This is a genomic window from Streptomyces sp. DvalAA-14, from assembly GCF_900091855.1.
GTDB lineage: Bacteria > Actinomycetota > Actinomycetes > Streptomycetales > Streptomycetaceae > Actinacidiphila.
The window spans coordinates 14,568-30,414 of the sequence record NZ_FMCH01000009.1 but is presented as its reverse complement, the minus strand read 5'-3'; the positions used below and the strand labels follow the sequence as shown (position 1 = coordinate 30,414).

The following is a 15,847-nucleotide window of genomic DNA, read 5'->3' as shown; positions in this document are numbered from 1 at the left end:
CGGCCCGCGGCGGCCACCCGGGCCGCCGCCCAGCTCTCGAGACCGGCCGCCGGGTCGGCCTCGATCCGCTCGGCGAGCATCCGCGCGGCGGGCCCGGCCCACACCGCGTCGAGCGGCACTCGGCCGGTTCCGCGAACTCCCGGGCCGGGACGCCCAGCAGGCCGGGTCCCGCGCCCGGGCGAACCGCAGCCCCGCGTACGCGGCGCCCGGCCGGTCGTCCGCGAGCTGCGCCACCGTGTCCGGGCCGGCCACCAGCAGAGCGCCGTCGTACCAGATCAGGTCCATGCAGCCGTCCGGCAGCACGCGGTAGCGCCCGCCGGCGTTGCTCCGGGTCCACACGGTGACACCCGGCACGCGCGCGGCCCGTTCCCGGTAGACGCTGTCCATGTCTCCATAGTGCCCGGGACAGTGGCCGGGCCGGCCGCCGCGGTGGGTCAGCGGTCCTGTTCGTCCCCCGGCCAGGGCGCGGCGACCGGCGGGTAGGGCGGTTCGGGCGGTCGCGGCGGCAGGACGCGGGGCGGTCCGGCCGTCCCGCCGTCCGGCGGTCCCGGCGGCGCGGCGGGCGAGCCGTAGTAGCCCGGGGCCGGATACTGCACCGGGCCGGACGGCTGCCCCGCCCCACCACCGGGCTGCTGGGGCGGGAAGGGCTCCCCCTGCGGCGGGACGTGCCCCAGTCCTTGTCCCGGGCGACCCGGCACCGGCACCGGACTCGGCCTGGCGGGACCCGGCACGGACGGCGCGCCCTGGCCCTGATCCTGGCCCTGATCTTGGCCTTGGCCTTGGCCTTGGCCTTGGCCTTGGCGCTGATCCTGGCCCTGCCCCTGATCCGGCAGCTGCCCGAGCCCCGGATATTCCACCGGCGCCGTCCGCCGCGGCCGGAGCCTGGCCCGCAGATCGCTCGGCGGCAGGAAGCCGGCCCACCGCTCCGGATACTCCGAGGGCGCGTCGTCGGCGCCGTAGTACTCCTCGTCCTCGCCGCTCTCCACGGCCGCCAGGTCGGCGGCCGCCCGGGCCACCACTTCCGCCGCGGCGGCCTCCCGCAGCCGGGCGTTCTCCTCGCGGGCCGCGGCGGTGGCCAGCGACGGCCACACCCGGTCCACGGCCGCGTTGACCGCCGCGCCGACCAGCACCGCGAACGCCGACACCCCGATCCACAACAGCACCGCGACCGGCGCGGCCAGCGATCCGTAGATGGTCGGCCCCTCGACGCTGTGCGTGAGATAGATCCGCAGGACGAAGCTGCCCACGGCCCACATCAGCAGCGCCACCAGCGCGCCGGGCACGTCCTCGTACCAGGCCGAACGCACCGGCACCGACACGTGGTAGAGCGTGGTGAGGAAGGCGACCGAGGCCAGCAGCACGGCCGGCCAGTACAGCACGTGGACCACGCCCGCGCCGCCGGGCAGCCAGGCGGTCACCGCGTCGGGGCCGGCCACCAGCAGCGGCAGCACCGCGGCACCCAGCACCAGCGCGACCACGTACAGCACCAGGGACATCAGCCGGGTCTTGACGATGCCGCGGCGGCCCTCCAGGCCGTACATGATGGTGATGGTGTCCACGAAGACGTTCACCGCGCGCGATCCCGACCACAGGGCGATCAGGAAGCCCAGCGACACCAGATCGGGTCTGCGGCCGTGGAAGACATCGTCCACCAGCGGCTTGACCAGGTCGTTGACGCCCTTGTCCGACAGTACGGTGGAGGACGCGCTGAGGATGCTGTGCCGGATGTGGTCGATGGTGTCGAGGCCGATCACCGTGTCCACGTAGCCGAGCGCGCCGACCAGGCCGAGCAGCAGCGGCGGCAGCGACAGCAGCACGAAGAAGGCGGCCTCCGCGGCCAGCCCGGTGACGCGGTACTCCATGCACGATTCCACCGTGTCCTTGAGCAGCAGCCAGGCCACCTTGCGTTTGGAGAGGTTGCGGTACAGGGCGCGGACCCTGCGCCACCGGTTGGGCCGCCGGTGGGTTCTTCCTTCTGCTGCTCGCACCCCCTTACGTTATCTGCCATGAGCACTCCCACCCACACGGTGCTGAACCAGGTACCGCCGCTGGTCGGCCAGGACCTCTACGCCACCGACAGCGCCCTGACCGAGGCCGTGGCCCGGCACGCCGACCCGGCCCGCCTGCCGGAACTCACCGCGGAGCTGTCAGAACTGGGCCGGGCGGCCGGGTCGGCCGCGGCGCAGGCCTGGGCGACGGAGGCAAACACCTGTACCCCGGTGCTGCGCACCCACGACCGCTACGGCAACCGCATCGACCAGGTGGACTTCCATCCGTCCTGGCACCGGCTGCTCGGGCACGCGGTCGGCGCCGGGCTGACCGACGCCTGGTCGCGGCCCGACGGCCATCTGCGGCGCGCGGCCGGCTTCCTGGTGTGGTCGCAGGCCGAGGCGGGACACAGCTGCCCGGTGTCGATGACGCACGCCGCGGTGCCCGCGCTGCGCACCGATCCGGAGCTGGCCGCGCAGTGGGAGCCGCGGCTGGGCTCGCGGATCTACGACGAGCGGCTGACGGCGCCGGGCGGCAAGCCGGGCGCGCTGTTCGGGATGGGCATGACGGAGAAGCAGGGCGGCTCGGACGTACGGGCCAACACCACCCGGGCCGAACCGCTGGCGGAGGAGGGCACTTACTCGCTCACCGGTCACAAGTGGTTCTGCTCGGCGCCGATGTCGGACGCCTTCCTGGTCCTGGCGCAGGCCCCCGGCGGGCTGACCTGCTTCCTGCTGCCGCGGGTACTGGCGGACGGCAGCCGCAACGTCTTCGCGATCCAGCGGCTGAAGGACAAGCTCGGCAACCGCTCCAACGCCTCCGCCGAGGTGGAGTTCGCCGGCACCTGGGCCCAGCGGGTGGGCGACGAGGGCCGCGGGGTGGCGACCATCATCGAGATGGTGGCGGCGACCCGGCTGGACTGCGCGCTCGGCTCGGCCGCGCTGATGCGCCAGGCGGTCGCCCAGGCCGTCCACCACGCCACCCACCGCGGCGCGTTCGGCGGGCCGCTGGTGGACAAGCCGCTGATGCGCAACGTACTGGCGGACATGGCGCTGGAGTCGGAGGCGGCGACCACCACCGCGCTGCGCCTGGCCGCGGCCTACGACGCGGACACCGAACAGGAGCGGAGCTTGCGCCGGTTGGCGGTGGCGGTCACCAAGTTCTGGGTGACGAAGCGGACTTCGGCGGTGGCGGCGGAGGCGCTGGAGTGCCTCGGCGGCAATGGCTACGTGGAGGAGTCGGGGATGCCGCGGATCTTCCGCGAGTCGCCGCTGAACTCGGTGTGGGAGGGCTCGGGCAATGTCCAGGCGCTCGACGTGCTGCGGGTGCTGCAGCGCGAGCCGCTGGCGCTGAACGCCTTCCTCGGCGAGATCGGCCTGGCCCGCGGCGCCGATCACCGGCTGGACCGGTCGATCAAGGAACTGCTGGGCGAACTGGCCGACCTGGACGGCATCGAGGCGCGCGCCCGGCGGATCGTGGAGCGGATGGCGCTGGTGCTCCAGGGTTCGCTGCTGGTGCGGTTCGCGCCGGCTCCGGTCGCCGACGCCTTCTGCGCGTCGCGGCTGGGCGGGGACTGGGGTGCCACCTTCGGGACGCTGCCGCACACGCTGGACCTGGCGGCGATCGTGGACCGGGCCAGGCCCGACGAGCACTGAGCGAGGACCCGCCGAGCGAGAACGCGGTCAGCGAGAACGCGGTCAGCGAGGACGCGTTGAGTGAAGAGGCGGTGAGTGAGGGTGGCGCCGCGCCGACTCGGCACCACCCTCGGTCCGTCGAGCCGCCGTCCATGCGGCACGCACGCAACCGACGTTGCCGATCAGGTGACGTACCGTCACTCTCCGTCGAAGTGGCATAGTCTCGCAACCGTTGCAGCCCGTTGCATGCACGGTCCGGCAATCCCGGTCCGGGGCCGGACGCGGCGGGGCACGGGACGGGACCATGGGAGCGGTACCGGCAGGCGACCAGGGCGGGGGCTTTGTGGCACATCTACCGATCGGGCCGGGACGGCTGGAGACCCTGGACGTCCGGACGTCGGCGCATCTGCTCGCGTCGGTGCGCGAGGCCATCCTCGCCGGTGCTGTGCCGCCCCGGCCGCCCCGGGGGGTGATCGGCGCGTCGTGGACCCGGGCGCTCAGCTCCGGGGTGGACCCGGACACCGGCCGGGCCGCCGCTCCGCTGGGCACCGACGAGATCGAGCGGCGCCGGCAGGTCACGGCGCTCGCCGCGGTGCTGCCGGTGCTGCGCGACGGGCTGGTCCCGGTGGCGGACGCGGCCTGGCACATCATGGTGATCACCGACACCGACGGCCGGCTGCTGTGGCGGGACGGCAGCCTCGCGGTGCTCAGGAGCGCCGACCGGGTGGGCTTCACCGAAGGCGCGTCCTGGGCCGAGGACATGGTGGGCACCAACGCGATCGGTACCGCGCTGGCCATCGGCAGCCCGCTTCAGGTGCACTCGGCCGAGCACTTCGTGCGCACCTACCACGGCTGGACCTGCGCCGCCGCGCCGCTGCGCGATCCGCGCGACGGCCGGCTGCTGGGGGTGGTGGACATCAGCGGACCGGCGACCACCGTGCACCCGGCGACCTTGTCGCTGGTGTCGGCGGTGGCCCGGCTCGCCGAGGGCGAGCTGCGGGCCCGGCACTGGGCGGCGGTGGAGCGGCTGCGCTCGGTCGCGGCACCGCTGCTGGCCCGGATCGAGGGGCAGGCGCTGGCGGTGGACCGCAACGGCTGGACGGCCGCGGTCCGCGGGATGGCGCCCACCGACCGGGTGGCGCTGCCGGTGTCGGTGGCGGCCGGGCAGGTGTGGCTGCCCGCGCTCGGGCTGTGCGCGCTGGAGCCGCTGCCGGGCGGCTGGCTGATCCGGGTGAACGGCCGGGAGCGCCCGCCGGCTGCGAGCCGGGTGGTGCTCGACCTGAGCCGGCCGCGCGACGCGCTGGTGACGGTGTCCGGTCCGGCCGGCGGCTGGGCCCAGCGGCTCACCCCGCGCCACGCGGAACTGCTGTTCGTCCTGGCGGTGCACCGCTCGGGCCGGACCGCGGCCGAACTGGCGGCGGATCTGTTCGGCGACCCGAGCCGTACGGTCACGGTCCGCGCCGAGCTGTCACGGCTGCGGCGCAATCTCGCGGGGGTGCTGGCCCACCGCCCCTACCGCTTCGCCGACGGGGTGGACGTCGAGGTGGTCCGCCCGCCCCGGGGGCTGGACCTGCTGCCGCACTCGCTGGCCCCGGCGGTGCTGGCCGCCCGGCTCTGACCGCGGGGCGGCCGCCCGGTGGGAGCCGGCCCCCGGCTCCGACGCACCGCCGGCCGATCGACGCCGGCCCGCCGGCTCCGACGCACCGCCGCCTAGGGTGGGCGCCATGACCGCGACCCTCACCACCTGGTACCTCGAACTCGGCGCGCCCGGGGAGCTGCGCCCGGCCCCGGCGCCGGCACCGGCGGCGGGGGTGCGGATCGTCCGGGCCGAGATCCCGTCCGGGGTGTTCGGCCGTTTCCTGTATACGGCGGTGGGCGGCGACTGCTCGTGGACCGACCGGCTGCCGTGGCCGCCGGAGCAGTGGCAGCGCCTGATGGAGCAGCCCGGCCACGAGGTGTGGGTGGCCTACCGGCACGGCACGCCGGCCGGCTACCTGGAGCTGGCGGCGCAGGACGAGGGGGCGGTCGAAATCGAGTACTTCGGGCTGCTTCCGCAGTCGCGCGGCCTCGGCATCGGCGGACATCTCCTGTCGTACGGCACCGCGCGGGCGTGGGATCTGGCGGACCGGTGGCCCGGGCGGGCGGCCACCCGGCGGGTGTGGCTGCACACCTGCTCGCTGGACGGACCGCACGCGCTGGCCAATTACCGGCGCCGCGGCTTCCGGGTGACCCACACCACGACGTCTCAGATGGTGGGATAAACAAGTCCACATCGTGGATCACGGTGGACTCCCCGGAGACCCGCGTGCCACGCTTTCGACATGTCACGCACTGGAATCGCCTTGGTAGGTCGGCCGCACGTCGACTTCTGCCGCGTGTCCAGCGCCATCTGTCCGGACAGCTGAGCCCACCGGAGCCAGCGCCGGCCCTCGCCTCCCCGCACCTGCACCGCCTGCCGTCCCCGTCGCTGTGGACACGCGGAAGCCTCCGCCGTCCCACCAGGAACGACAGCCCGTATTCCCCAGGCCGTAGGGTGCATCCGCGCCGCACTGACCGTATCCCTGCCTGCCCGAAGGACGCATCGCCATGGCTTCCAGCCCTGACCAGCAGACCCCCGAGGGGAGCGCCCCAGCGGCGGCCCCCGCCGCACGCCGCAAGGCCGGGCGCCATCGAGGCGAGGGCCAGTGGGCCATGGGGCACTTCACGCCCCTGAACGCCAACGAGCAGACCAAGAAGGACGACGACGGCCTCAATGTGCGCACGCGCATCGAGACGATCTACGCCCATCGCGGCTTCGACTCCATCGACGGCGCCGACCTGCGCGGCCGGATGCGCTGGTGGGGGCTGTACACCCAGCGCCGGCCCGGCATCGACGGCGGGCGTACCGCGATCCTGGAGCCGGAGGAGCTGGACGACCGCTACTTCATGATGCGGGTCCGGATCGACGGCGGCCGGCTCAGCGTGGCCCAGCTGCGGGTCATCGGCGAGATCTCGCAGGAGTTCGCCCGCGGCACCGCCGACCTGACGGACCGGCAGAACATCCAGTACCACTGGATCAGGATCGAGGACGTCCCGGAGATCTGGCGGCGGCTGGAAGCGGTCGGCCTGTCCACCACCGAGGCGTGCGGCGACACCCCGCGGGTCATCCTCGGCTCGCCGGTGGCCGGTATCTCGGCCGACGAGATCATCGACGGCACGCCCGCGATCGACGAGATCCAGCAGCGGTACATCGGCAGCAAGGAATTCTCCAACCTGCCGCGGAAGTTCAAGACCGCGATCTCCGGCTCGCCGCTGCTGGACGTGGTGCACGAGATCAACGACATCTCCTTCGTCGGCGTCGAACACCCCGAGCACGGCCCCGGTTTCGACCTGTGGGTCGGTGGCGGCCTGTCCACCAACCCCAAGCTGGGGGTGCGGCTCGGCGCCTGGGTGCCGCTGGACGAGGTGCCGGAGGTGTGGGCCGGGGTGATCGGCATCTTCCGCGACCACGGCTACCGCCGGCTGCGCACCCGCGCCCGGCTGAAGTTCCTGGTCGCGGACTGGGGCGCGGCGAAGTTCCGCCAGGTGCTGCAGGACGACTACCTCGGGCGCCCGCTGCTGGACGGCCCGGCGCCCCAACAGCCCGGCCAGGTGTGGCGGGACCACATCGGTGTGCACCGGCAGCGCGACGGCCGCTACTACGTGGGCTTCGCCGCCCGGGTCGGCCGGATCGACGGCGCCACGCTCACCAAGATCGCGGAGCTCGCCGAGGGGCACGGTTCGGGCCGGCTGACCACCACCACCGACCAGAAGATGATCGTGCTGGACGTCGAGGAGTCCCGGGTCGCGTCGCTGACCGCCGGCCTGGAGGCACTGGACCTCCAGGTCACCCCGTCGCCCTTCCGGCGCGGCACCATGGCCTGCACCGGCATCGAGTTCTGCAAGCTCGCCATCGTCGAGACCAAGGCCCGCGGCGCCTCGCTGATCGACGAACTGGAGCGCCGGCTGCCGGAGTTCGACCAGCCGGTCACCATCAACATCAACGGCTGCCCCAACTCCTGCGCCCGCATCCAGGTCGCCGACATCGGCCTCAAGGGCCAGCTGGTCACCGGCTCGGACGGCGAGCAGGTCGAGGGCTACCAGGTGCACCTCGGCGGCAGCCTGGGCCTGGACCCCGGCTTCGGCCGCAAGGTCCGCGGCCTGAAGGTGACCGCGGCCGAACTCCCGGACTACGTCGAGCGGTTGCTCACCCGCTTCCAGGCCGAGCGCACCGAGGGCGAGCGGTTCGCCCAGTGGGCGGCCCGCGCCTCCGAGGAGGCGCTGGCATGACCGAGCGCGCCGCCCCGTTCTACTGCCCGTACTGCGGGGACGAGGACCTGCGCCCGTCCGAGGAGGGCCACGGCGCCTGGGAATGCCGGGCGTGCAACCGCGCCTTCCAGCTGAAGTTCCTCGGCCTGCTGGCCCGCGGACTGAAGGCCGATCCCCCACCCGGAGGCGCCCCGTGACCACCGCACCGCACACCGCGCCGGAACTGCGGCAGGTCGCCGAGCAGGCGGCAGCCGACCTGGAGGAGGCTTCCGCGCCGGACATCCTGCGCTGGGCCGCCGACACCTTCGGCCGCCGCTTCTGCGTGACGTCCTCGATGGAGGACGCCGTCGTCGCCCACCTGGCCTCGCGGGTGATGCCCGGAGTGGACGTGGTGTTCCTCGACACCGGCTACCACTTCCCCGAGACCATCGGCACCCGGGACGCGGTGGCCGCCGTGATGGACGTGCACGTCATCACGCTCAGCCCGCGGCAGACCGTCGCCGAGCAGGACGCCGAGTACGGGCCGAAGCTGCACGACCGCGACCCCGACCGCTGCTGCGCGCTGCGCAAGGTCGCCCCGCTGGAGGAGGGCCTGCGCGGCTACGACGCGTGGGCCACCGGCCTGCGCCGCGACGAGTCCCCGACCCGGGCCGGCACCCCGGTGGTCGGCTGGGACGCCAAGCGGCAGAAGGTGAAGATCGCCCCGATCGCGCGCTGGTCGCAGGCCGACGTGGAGGCCTACGTCGCCGAGCACGGGGTGCTGACCAACCCGCTGCTGACCGACGGCTTTACCTCGGTGGGCTGCGCGCCCTGCACCCGCCGGGTGCTGGCGGGCGAGGACGCCCGCGCCGGACGCTGGGCGGGACTGGGCAAGACCGAGTGCGGAATCCATCTGTGACCACACGACGGGAGGACACGATGAGCACCGGGGCCACCGTCTGGCTCACCGGTCTGCCGAGCGCGGGCAAGACCACCATCGCCCACGAGCTCGCCGGACGGCTGCGGGACGGCGGCCGGCCGGTCGAGGTGCTCGACGGTGACGAGATCCGCGCGTTCCTGTCCTCGGGCCTGGGCTTCAGCCGCGAGGACCGGCACACCAATGTGCAGCGGATCGGCTTCGTCGCCGAACTGCTCGCCTCGCACGGGGTGCTGGTGCTGGTACCGGTCATCGCGCCGTACGCCGACAGCCGCGAGGCGGTGCGCAAGCACCACCAGGCCCAGGGCACCGGCTATCTGGAGATCCACGTGGCCACCCCGGTGGACGTCTGCTCGGTGCGGGACGTCAAGGGGCTGTACGCCGAGCAGGCCGCCGGCCGGCTCAGCGGCCTGACCGGCGTGGACGACCCGTACGAGGCGCCGGAGCGGCCGGACCTGCGGATCGAGACGCAAGGGCGCACCGTCGAGGAGTCCGCGGCGGCCGTACACGGGCTGCTTGCCGAAAGGGGCCTGACCGTATGACGACCGTGGCGAACGCCGGGGCCAAGGACAGCCCGTACGCGCTCACCCATCTGGACGCGCTGGAATCCGAGGCGGTGCACATCTTCCGCGAGGTGGCGGGCGAGTTCGAGCGGCCGGTGGTCCTGTTCTCCGGCGGCAAGGACTCGATCGTCATGCTGCACCTGGCGCTGAAGGCGTTCGCGCCGGCCCCGGTGCCGTTCACGCTGCTGCATGTGGACACCGGCCACAACTTCCCCGAGGTGCTGGCGTACCGGGACCGTACGGTCGCCGAGCACTCCCTGCGCCTGCACGTGGCGAAGGTGCAGGACTTTATCGACGACGGACGGCTGCGCGAGCGGCCGGACGGCACCCGCAACCCGCTGCAGACCGTGCCGCTGACCGAGGCGATCCAGCGGCACCGCTTCGACGCGGTGTTCGGCGGCGGGCGCCGCGACGAGGAGAAGGCCCGCGCCAAGGAGCGGGTGTTCTCGCTGCGCGACGAGTTCTCCCAGTGGGACCCGCGCCGTCAGCGCCCCGAGTTGTGGTCGCTCTACAACGGCCGGCACGCGCCCGGCGAGCACGTCCGGGTGTTCCCGCTGTCCAACTGGACCGAGCTGGACGTGTGGCAGTACATCGCGCGGGAGGGCATCGCGCTGCCGGAGATCTACTTCGCCCACCGCCGCGAGGTGTTCAACCGGTCCGGCATGTGGCTGACCGCGGGCGAGTGGGGCGGCCCCAAGCCGGGCGAGCCGGTGGAGACCCGGCTGGTGCGCTACCGCACGGTCGGCGACATGTCCTGCACCGGCGCGGTCGATTCCGAGGCGACCACGCTCGCCGCGGTGATCGCCGAGATCGCCGCCTCCCGGCTGACCGAGCGGGGTGCCACCCGGGCGGACGACAAGATGTCGGAAGCCGCGATGGAAGACCGCAAGCGCGAGGGGTACTTCTAACCATGACCGGCACGCCCAGCCCGCTCACCGCCGAGCAGTTGTCGGCCACCACCCTGCTGCGCTTCGCCACCGCGGGCTCCGTCGACGACGGCAAGTCCACCCTGGTCGGCCGGCTGCTGCACGACTCGAAGTCGGTGCTGACCGATCAACTGGAGGCGGTCGAGCGGGCGTCGCTGGGCCGCGGCCAGGACACGCCGGACCTGGCGCTGCTCACCGACGGGCTGCGGGCCGAGCGGGAGCAGGGCATCACCATCGATGTGGCCTACCGCTACTTCGCCACCGCCCGGCGCCGCTTCATCCTGGCCGACACGCCGGGCCATGTGCAGTACACCCGCAACATGGTGACCGGCGCCTCGACCGCGGAGCTGGCCGTGGTGCTGGTGGACGCCCGCAACGGCGTGGTGGAGCAGACCCGGCGCCACGCGGCGGTCGCCGCGCTGCTGCGGGTGCCGCACCTGGTGCTGGCAGTCAACAAGATGGACCTGGTCGGCTACGCGGAGCCGGTGTTCGCCGCGATCGCGGCCGAGTTCACCTCCTACGCGGCCTCGCTCGGGGTGCCCGGCTGGGGCTCGGGCGGGCCGCTGCAGCAGGACTGGATCACCGCGATCCCGATCTCGGCGCTGGCCGGGGACAACGTGGTGGAGCCGTCCGCGCACATGGACTGGTACGGCGGCCCCACCGTGCTGGAGCACCTGGAGACGGTGCCCGTCAGCCACGACCTCACCGGCCCCCTGCCCTCGGCGGGAGGTGCTCCCAGCCCGGCCCGCTTCCCGGTGCAGTACGTGATCCGGCCGCAGAGCGCGGAGCACCCGGACTACCGCGGCTACGCGGGCCAGATCGCCTCCGGCGTGCTGCGGGTCGGCGAGCCGGTGACGGTACTGCCGTCCGGCCGCACCACCACCATCACCGGGATCGACGCGCTGGGCCGCAGCGTGGACACCGCGTGGGCGCCGCAGTCGGTGACCGTGCTGCTCGCCGACGACCTGGACATCTCGCGCGGCGACCTGATCGCGCCGACCGCGAGCGCGCCGCCGGTCACCCAGGACATCCGGGCCACCGTGTGCCACCTGCACGAGCGTCCGCTGCGCGTCGGCGACCGGGTGCTGCTCAAGCACGCCACCCGGACGGTGAAGGCGATCGTCAAGGCACTGCCGTACCGGATCGACCTGTCATCGGGCCTGTCCCGCCGGAACCACCCGGCGGAGCTGGCGGTCAACGACATCGGCGCGGTGGTGCTGCGGACCGCGGAGGCGCTGCCGATGGACGCCTATGCCGACTCCCGGCTGACCGGATCGTTTCTGCTGATCGACCCCGCCGACGGTACGACGCTGACCGCCGCGATGGCCGGCGAGGAGTTCGCCGAGCGGGAGCCGGCCGCAGCAGCGGCCGGCCAGGACGACGAGGGATGGGACTTCTGACGATGACCCCTGAGACAACCCCCGGCGCGATGCCGGACGCGGTCCCTGACACGGTCCTCGGCACGGTCTTCGACGCCTTCGCCGGCTTCGCGAAGGAGGGCGGCCGGGTGGGCAGCGGCTCACTCGGCTGCGGTACGGGCGGGGTGGCGCGATGTGTGCGCTGACGCCCCTGCCGACGGTCCCCTGCCGGACCCCGGCCGCCGCCGTACCTCCCCGCCGCGCCGCACGCTTCCCGCTGCCCGGCTTTCGAAGACCTGACGACATTCCGGCCGCGCCCTAGTCGCGCGACACGCCGGGCCTTACGAAAGGACACTCCCGTGTCTGCCTCTTCCGTATCCGCCCTGTACCGCACCTCCCGCCGCCGCAGACTCGTCGCCGCGGCCGCCGCCCTGCCGGTCCTCTTCGGCGCCCTGGCTGCCTGCGGCTACGGTTCCAGCAAGTCGACGGACGACAGCGCCGCCACCACCCCCGCGGTCGCCGCGGGCACCAAGAAGCTCTCCGCCGACGAGGTACGGATCGGCTACTTCCCCAACCTGACGCACGCCACCGCGCTGGTCGGGCTCAAGGAGGGCTTCTTCCAGAAGGAACTGGGCGCCACCAAGATCAAGCAGGCCACCTTCAACGCGGGTCCGGCCGAGATCGAGGCGCTCAACGCCGGTTCCATCGACATCGGCTGGATAGGCCCCTCCCCCGCCATCAACGGCTACACCAAGTCCGACGGCGGCGACCTGCGGATCATCTCGGGGTCGGCGTCCGGCGGCGTGAAGCTGGTGGTCAACCCCAAGAAGATCAAGACCCTGGCCGACGTCAAGGGCAAGAAGATCGCCACCCCGCAGCTCGGCAACACCCAGGACGTGGCGCTGCTGGCCTGGATCAAGTCCCGGGGCTGGAAGGTCGACGCGGAGAGCGGCAAGGGCGATGTGTCGGTGATCCGCACCGACAACAAGATCACCCCCGACGCGTACAAGTCCGGTTCCATCGACGGCGCGTGGGTGCCGGAACCCACCGCGTCCAAGCTGGTCAGCGAAGGCGCCAAGGTGCTGCTCGACGAGAGCACACTGTGGCCCGACCAGAAGTTCGTGATCACCAATGTGATCGTCTCGCAGAAGTTCCTGAGCGCCCACCCCGACGTGGTCGAGGCGGTGCTGCGCGGCTCGGTGAAGACCAACGCCTGGATCAACGCCAACTCCGACCAGGCCAAGGCCGACGCGAACGCCCAGCTCAAGACGCTGACCCAGAAGGCGCTGACGCCGGACGTGCTGGACCCGGCCTGGAAGTCGATCCAGGTGCTGGACGACCCGCTGGCCAAGACCGCGCAGGAGGAGGCGGACCACGCCGTGTCCGCCGGTCTGCTGAAGGCGCCGAAGCTCGACGGCATCTACGACCTGACGCTGCTGAACAAGGTCCTCAAGGAGCAGGGCCGGCCGGCGGTGGACGCCGCCGGTCTCGGCACCCAGTAGCGGTAACCGGCCCGCGCGGGCCGTTCCGCACGCACAGCCCGTTCCGCCCGCACGTCCCGCAGCCCGGCACGCATCCCGTTCCAGAGGACCTCAGGAGGTGACACCCATGGCCGACACTCTCACCGGCGCCGCCGAGCGAACCGGGGAAGCCGCCGCGTACGCGGCCCGGCTCGACCATGTGTCGAAGGCGTTCGGCAGGCCCGGCGCTCAGCAGCTCGTACTGGACGGCATCACGCTGGACGTACGGCCCGGCGAGTTCGTCTGCCTGCTAGGCGCCTCGGGATGCGGTAAGTCGACGCTGCTCAATCTGGTCGCGGGCCTGGACCTGCCGACCGCCGGGAGCATCAGCGCTCCCGGCGGCCGGCCGGCCCTGATGTTCCAGGAGCACGCCCTGTTCCCGTGGCTGACCGCGGGCAAGAACATCGAACTGGCGCTGCGGCTGCGCGGGGTGCCGCGCGAGGAGCGGCGCCCGGAGGCCGAGCGGCTGCTGTCCCTGGTGCGCCTGGGCGAGGCGTACGGCAAGCGGGTGCACGAACTGTCCGGCGGCATGCGGCAGCGGGTGGCGCTGGCCAGGGCGCTGGCCCAGGACAGCCAACTGCTGCTGATGGACGAGCCGTTCGCGGCCCTGGACGCCATCACCCGCGATGTGCTGCACGACGAGCTGACCCGGATCTGGTCCCGCACCGGCCTGTCGGTGCTGTTCGTCACCCACAACGTCCGCGAGGCGGTACGGCTCGCCCAGCGCGTCGTCCTGCTCTCCTCGCGGCCCGGGCGGATCAACCGGGAATGGGACATCGACATCCCGCAGCCGCGCCGCATCGAGGACGCGGCCGTGGCGGACCTGTCCGTCGAGATCACCGAAGAACTGCGTGGGGAGATCCGCCGCCATGGCCAGCACTGAGACGGGCACCGCCGAACAGGAACCGCACGGCGCCGCGGTGTCCGCCCGCAAGGCCGCCGGATCCGCGGCGCCCGCCGCGCCGCCGGCCGGCGAGCTGGACCTGTCCGGCCTGGAGGCGGGTCTGGACGCGCTCGACAGCGTCGTCGTCCGGCGGGCGACGGTCGGCCAGCTGCTGCTGAAGAAGGCGGTGCCGCCACTGGCCGCGGTGGCGCTGGTACTGGTGGTGTGGCAGCTCGCGGTGTGGGGCAAGGTCGCCGACCCGACGAAGCTGCCCGCGCCGCACGCGGTGTGGCAGGAGCTGGTGGACCGGTGGAACGCCGGCGACCTGTTCACCATCATCTGGACCAGCGTGGAGCGCGGCCTGCTCGGCTTCCTGGCCGCGCTGGCCATCGGCACCCCGCTGGGCCTGGTGGTGGCCCGGGTGCCGTTCGTGCGGGCCGCGATCGGCCCGATCCTGTCCGGCCTGCAGTCGCTGCCGTCGGTGGCGTGGGTGCCGGCCGCGGTGATCTGGCTGGGCATCGAGGACTCGGCGATGTACGCGGTGATCCTGCTCGGCGCGGTGCCGTCGATCGCCAACGGCCTGGTGGCCGGCATCGACCAGGTACCGCCGCTGTACCTGCGGGCGGGCCGCACCATCGGCGCCACCGGGCTGCGCGGCGCCTGGTTCATCCTGCTGCCGGCCGCGCTGCCGGGCTACGTGGCGGGCCTCAAGCAGGGCTGGGCGTTCTCCTGGCGGTCCCTGATGGCCGCCGAACTGATCGCGTCCTCCCCGGATCTGGGCGTGGGCCTGGGCCGGTACCTGGAGAACATGCGGGAGGGCTCCGACATGGCCGGCGTCTTCCTCGGCATCCTGCTGATCCTGCTGGTCGGCATCGCCATCGACCAGATCGTCTTCAGCCCGCTGGAGCGCTGGGTGCTGCGCAGCCGCGGCCTGTCCGCCGCGAGCCAGTAACGTTGGGTCCCATGACCGCGCGTTCCGCCGCCGGGCCCCGGCCCCACCCCCCGGGCCCCGGTCTCCCGCCCCCGCTGCTGGTCATCGCGCACGGCTCCCGCGACCCCCGGCACGCCGAGACGGTACGCACCTTGACCCGGCGGGTGGCGGCGGCCCGGCCGGGTCTGCGGGTGGACACCGCCTTCCTGGACTTCTGCGCGCCCTCGGTGCCGCAGGCCGCCCTGGCCCTGGCCGCGGACGGGGTACGGCAGGCGGTGGCACTGCCACTGCTGCTCACCCGGGCCTTCCACGCCAAGACCGACATCCCGGCGGTACTGCGCGAGGCCACCGCCGCGCTGCCCACGCTGCGGCTGCGCACCGCGGAGGTGCTCGGCCCCTCGCCGCTGCTGACGGCCGCGCTGGAGCGGCGGCTGTACGAGGCCGGGCTCCGGCCGGGCGACCGCGCCTCGACCGGGGTGGTGCTGGCGTCGGCCGGCTCCACCGACCCGGAGGCGGGCGCGGTGATCGCCGAGATCGCCCGTCAGTGGCGGCATGCCGGCTGGTGCGCGGTGCGGCCGGCGTTCGCCTCGGCGGCGCTGCCGCGCACCGGGGACGCGGTACGGGCGCTGCGCGCCGAGGGCGTGCGCCGGATCGCGGTCGCGCCGTATGTCATCGCACCCGGCTTCCTGCCGGACCGGATCGCCCGCGGCGCCCGCGAGGCCGGCGCCGATGTGCTGGCGCCGGTGCTGGGCGCGGCTCCCGAACTGGCGGCGCTGCTGCTGCACCGCTACGACGAGGCCCTCGTCACCGCTCGCCGCCACCGCGCCGCCTGACCCTCAC

15 protein-coding genes and 1 pseudogene are annotated in these 15,847 nt (G+C 73.3%); 15 read left to right on the top strand and 1 reads right to left on the bottom strand.

Annotation, left to right across the window (positions count from 1 at the left end):
* Window positions 1-878 precede the first annotated feature (878 nt).
* A pseudogene (locus GA0115240_RS00465) lies at window positions 879-1,988 on the bottom strand (YihY/virulence factor BrkB family protein); the annotation flags it as partial.
* An 18-nt stretch (window positions 1,989-2,006) separates the two neighbouring features.
* Between GA0115240_RS00465 and GA0115240_RS00460 the strand changes: the two are divergent.
* From GA0115240_RS00460 to GA0115240_RS00400, 15 genes are all read left to right on the top strand, one after another.
* The gene (locus tag GA0115240_RS00460; protein WP_093734639.1) at window positions 2,007-3,644 is read left to right on the top strand and encodes an acyl-CoA dehydrogenase family protein; all 1,638 of its coding nucleotides are present in this window, start codon (window positions 2,007-2,009) and stop codon (window positions 3,642-3,644) included.
* 322 nt (window positions 3,645-3,966) lie between these two features.
* On the top strand, window positions 3,967-5,241 hold the full coding sequence (locus GA0115240_RS00455; protein ID WP_256069360.1) for a GAF domain-containing protein: 1,275 nt from the start codon (window positions 3,967-3,969) through the stop codon (window positions 5,239-5,241).
* A 106-nt stretch (window positions 5,242-5,347) separates the two neighbouring features.
* Window positions 5,348-5,884 carry a GNAT family N-acetyltransferase gene (locus GA0115240_RS00450; RefSeq protein WP_093734637.1) on the top strand — a complete coding sequence of 179 codons (537 nt, stop codon included), beginning with the start codon at window positions 5,348-5,350 and terminating at the stop codon, window positions 5,882-5,884.
* 60 nt (window positions 5,885-5,944) lie between these two features.
* Entirely contained in the window at window positions 5,945-6,028 is an 84-nt protein-coding gene (locus tag GA0115240_RS39085) for a putative leader peptide (RefSeq protein WP_346267906.1), read from the top strand.
* Between the two features lie 181 nt (window positions 6,029-6,209).
* Entirely contained in the window at window positions 6,210-7,931 is a 1,722-nt protein-coding gene (locus tag GA0115240_RS00445) for a nitrite/sulfite reductase (RefSeq protein ID WP_093734636.1), read from the top strand.
* Window positions 7,928-8,107, top strand: a complete 180-nt coding sequence (locus GA0115240_RS00440; protein ID WP_093734635.1) for a hypothetical protein — start codon at window positions 7,928-7,930, stop codon at window positions 8,105-8,107. The genes GA0115240_RS00445 and GA0115240_RS00440 overlap by 4 nt, the downstream gene beginning before the upstream one ends.
* On the top strand, window positions 8,104-8,808 hold the full coding sequence (locus tag GA0115240_RS00435; RefSeq protein WP_176724947.1) for a phosphoadenylyl-sulfate reductase: 705 nt from the start codon (window positions 8,104-8,106) through the stop codon (window positions 8,806-8,808). The genes GA0115240_RS00440 and GA0115240_RS00435 overlap by 4 nt, the downstream gene beginning before the upstream one ends.
* A gap of 20 nt (window positions 8,809-8,828) precedes the next feature.
* On the top strand, window positions 8,829-9,368 hold the full coding sequence (gene cysC / locus GA0115240_RS00430; RefSeq protein ID WP_237554487.1) for an adenylyl-sulfate kinase: 540 nt from the start codon (window positions 8,829-8,831) through the stop codon (window positions 9,366-9,368).
* Window positions 9,365-10,297 carry a sulfate adenylyltransferase subunit CysD gene (gene cysD, locus GA0115240_RS00425; RefSeq protein ID WP_093734632.1) on the top strand — a complete coding sequence of 311 codons (933 nt, stop codon included), beginning with the start codon at window positions 9,365-9,367 and terminating at the stop codon, window positions 10,295-10,297. Before cysC ends, cysD begins: the two co-directional genes overlap by 4 nt.
* Window positions 10,298-10,299: 2 nt before the next feature.
* A complete protein-coding gene (locus tag GA0115240_RS00420) occupies window positions 10,300-11,715 on the top strand; it encodes a sulfate adenylyltransferase subunit 1 (protein WP_093734631.1) in 1,416 nt (471 codons plus the stop codon).
* Window positions 11,716-11,717: 2 nt separating this feature from the next.
* The gene (locus tag GA0115240_RS36520; protein WP_161301938.1) at window positions 11,718-11,879 is read left to right on the top strand and encodes a hypothetical protein; all 162 of its coding nucleotides are present in this window, start codon (window positions 11,718-11,720) and stop codon (window positions 11,877-11,879) included.
* Window positions 11,880-12,032: 153 nt separating this feature from the next.
* A complete protein-coding gene (locus tag GA0115240_RS00415) occupies window positions 12,033-13,175 on the top strand; it encodes an aliphatic sulfonate ABC transporter substrate-binding protein (RefSeq protein WP_093734630.1) in 1,143 nt (380 codons plus the stop codon).
* Window positions 13,176-13,281: 106 nt separating this feature from the next.
* Window positions 13,282-14,076, top strand: a complete 795-nt coding sequence (locus tag GA0115240_RS00410) for an ABC transporter ATP-binding protein (RefSeq protein WP_176724948.1) — start codon at window positions 13,282-13,284, stop codon at window positions 14,074-14,076.
* Entirely contained in the window at window positions 14,063-15,028 is a 966-nt protein-coding gene (locus GA0115240_RS00405) for an ABC transporter permease (protein WP_093734628.1), read from the top strand. The genes GA0115240_RS00410 and GA0115240_RS00405 overlap by 14 nt, the downstream gene beginning before the upstream one ends.
* Before the next feature lie 11 nt (window positions 15,029-15,039).
* Window positions 15,040-15,840, top strand: a complete 801-nt coding sequence (locus tag GA0115240_RS00400) for a sirohydrochlorin chelatase (protein WP_093734627.1) — start codon at window positions 15,040-15,042, stop codon at window positions 15,838-15,840.
* Window positions 15,841-15,847 lie beyond the last annotated feature (7 nt).

What these genes read in the sequence shown, in the direction of transcription:
- GA0115240_RS00460 (WP_093734639.1), top strand. Translation starts at nt 2,007, where the DNA reads ATGAGCACTCCCACCCACACGGTGCTGAACCAGGTACCGCCGCTGGTC.
- GA0115240_RS00450 (WP_093734637.1), top strand. Translation starts at nt 5,348, where the DNA reads ATGACCGCGACCCTCACCACCTGGTACCTCGAACTCGGCGCGCCCGGG.
- GA0115240_RS39085 (WP_346267906.1), top strand. Translation starts at nt 5,945, where the DNA reads ATGTCACGCACTGGAATCGCCTTGGTAGGTCGGCCGCACGTCGACTTC.
- GA0115240_RS00445 (WP_093734636.1), top strand. Translation starts at nt 6,210, where the DNA reads ATGGCTTCCAGCCCTGACCAGCAGACCCCCGAGGGGAGCGCCCCAGCG.
- GA0115240_RS00440 (WP_093734635.1), top strand. Translation starts at nt 7,928, where the DNA reads ATGACCGAGCGCGCCGCCCCGTTCTACTGCCCGTACTGCGGGGACGAG.
- cysC (WP_237554487.1), top strand. Translation starts at nt 8,829, where the DNA reads ATGAGCACCGGGGCCACCGTCTGGCTCACCGGTCTGCCGAGCGCGGGC.
- cysD (WP_093734632.1), top strand. Translation starts at nt 9,365, where the DNA reads ATGACGACCGTGGCGAACGCCGGGGCCAAGGACAGCCCGTACGCGCTC.
- GA0115240_RS00420 (WP_093734631.1), top strand. Translation starts at nt 10,300, where the DNA reads ATGACCGGCACGCCCAGCCCGCTCACCGCCGAGCAGTTGTCGGCCACC.
- GA0115240_RS36520 (WP_161301938.1), top strand. Translation starts at nt 11,718, where the DNA reads ATGACCCCTGAGACAACCCCCGGCGCGATGCCGGACGCGGTCCCTGAC.
- GA0115240_RS00410 (WP_176724948.1), top strand. Translation starts at nt 13,282, where the DNA reads ATGGCCGACACTCTCACCGGCGCCGCCGAGCGAACCGGGGAAGCCGCC.
- GA0115240_RS00405 (WP_093734628.1), top strand. Translation starts at nt 14,063, where the DNA reads ATGGCCAGCACTGAGACGGGCACCGCCGAACAGGAACCGCACGGCGCC.
- GA0115240_RS00400 (WP_093734627.1), top strand. Translation starts at nt 15,040, where the DNA reads ATGACCGCGCGTTCCGCCGCCGGGCCCCGGCCCCACCCCCCGGGCCCC.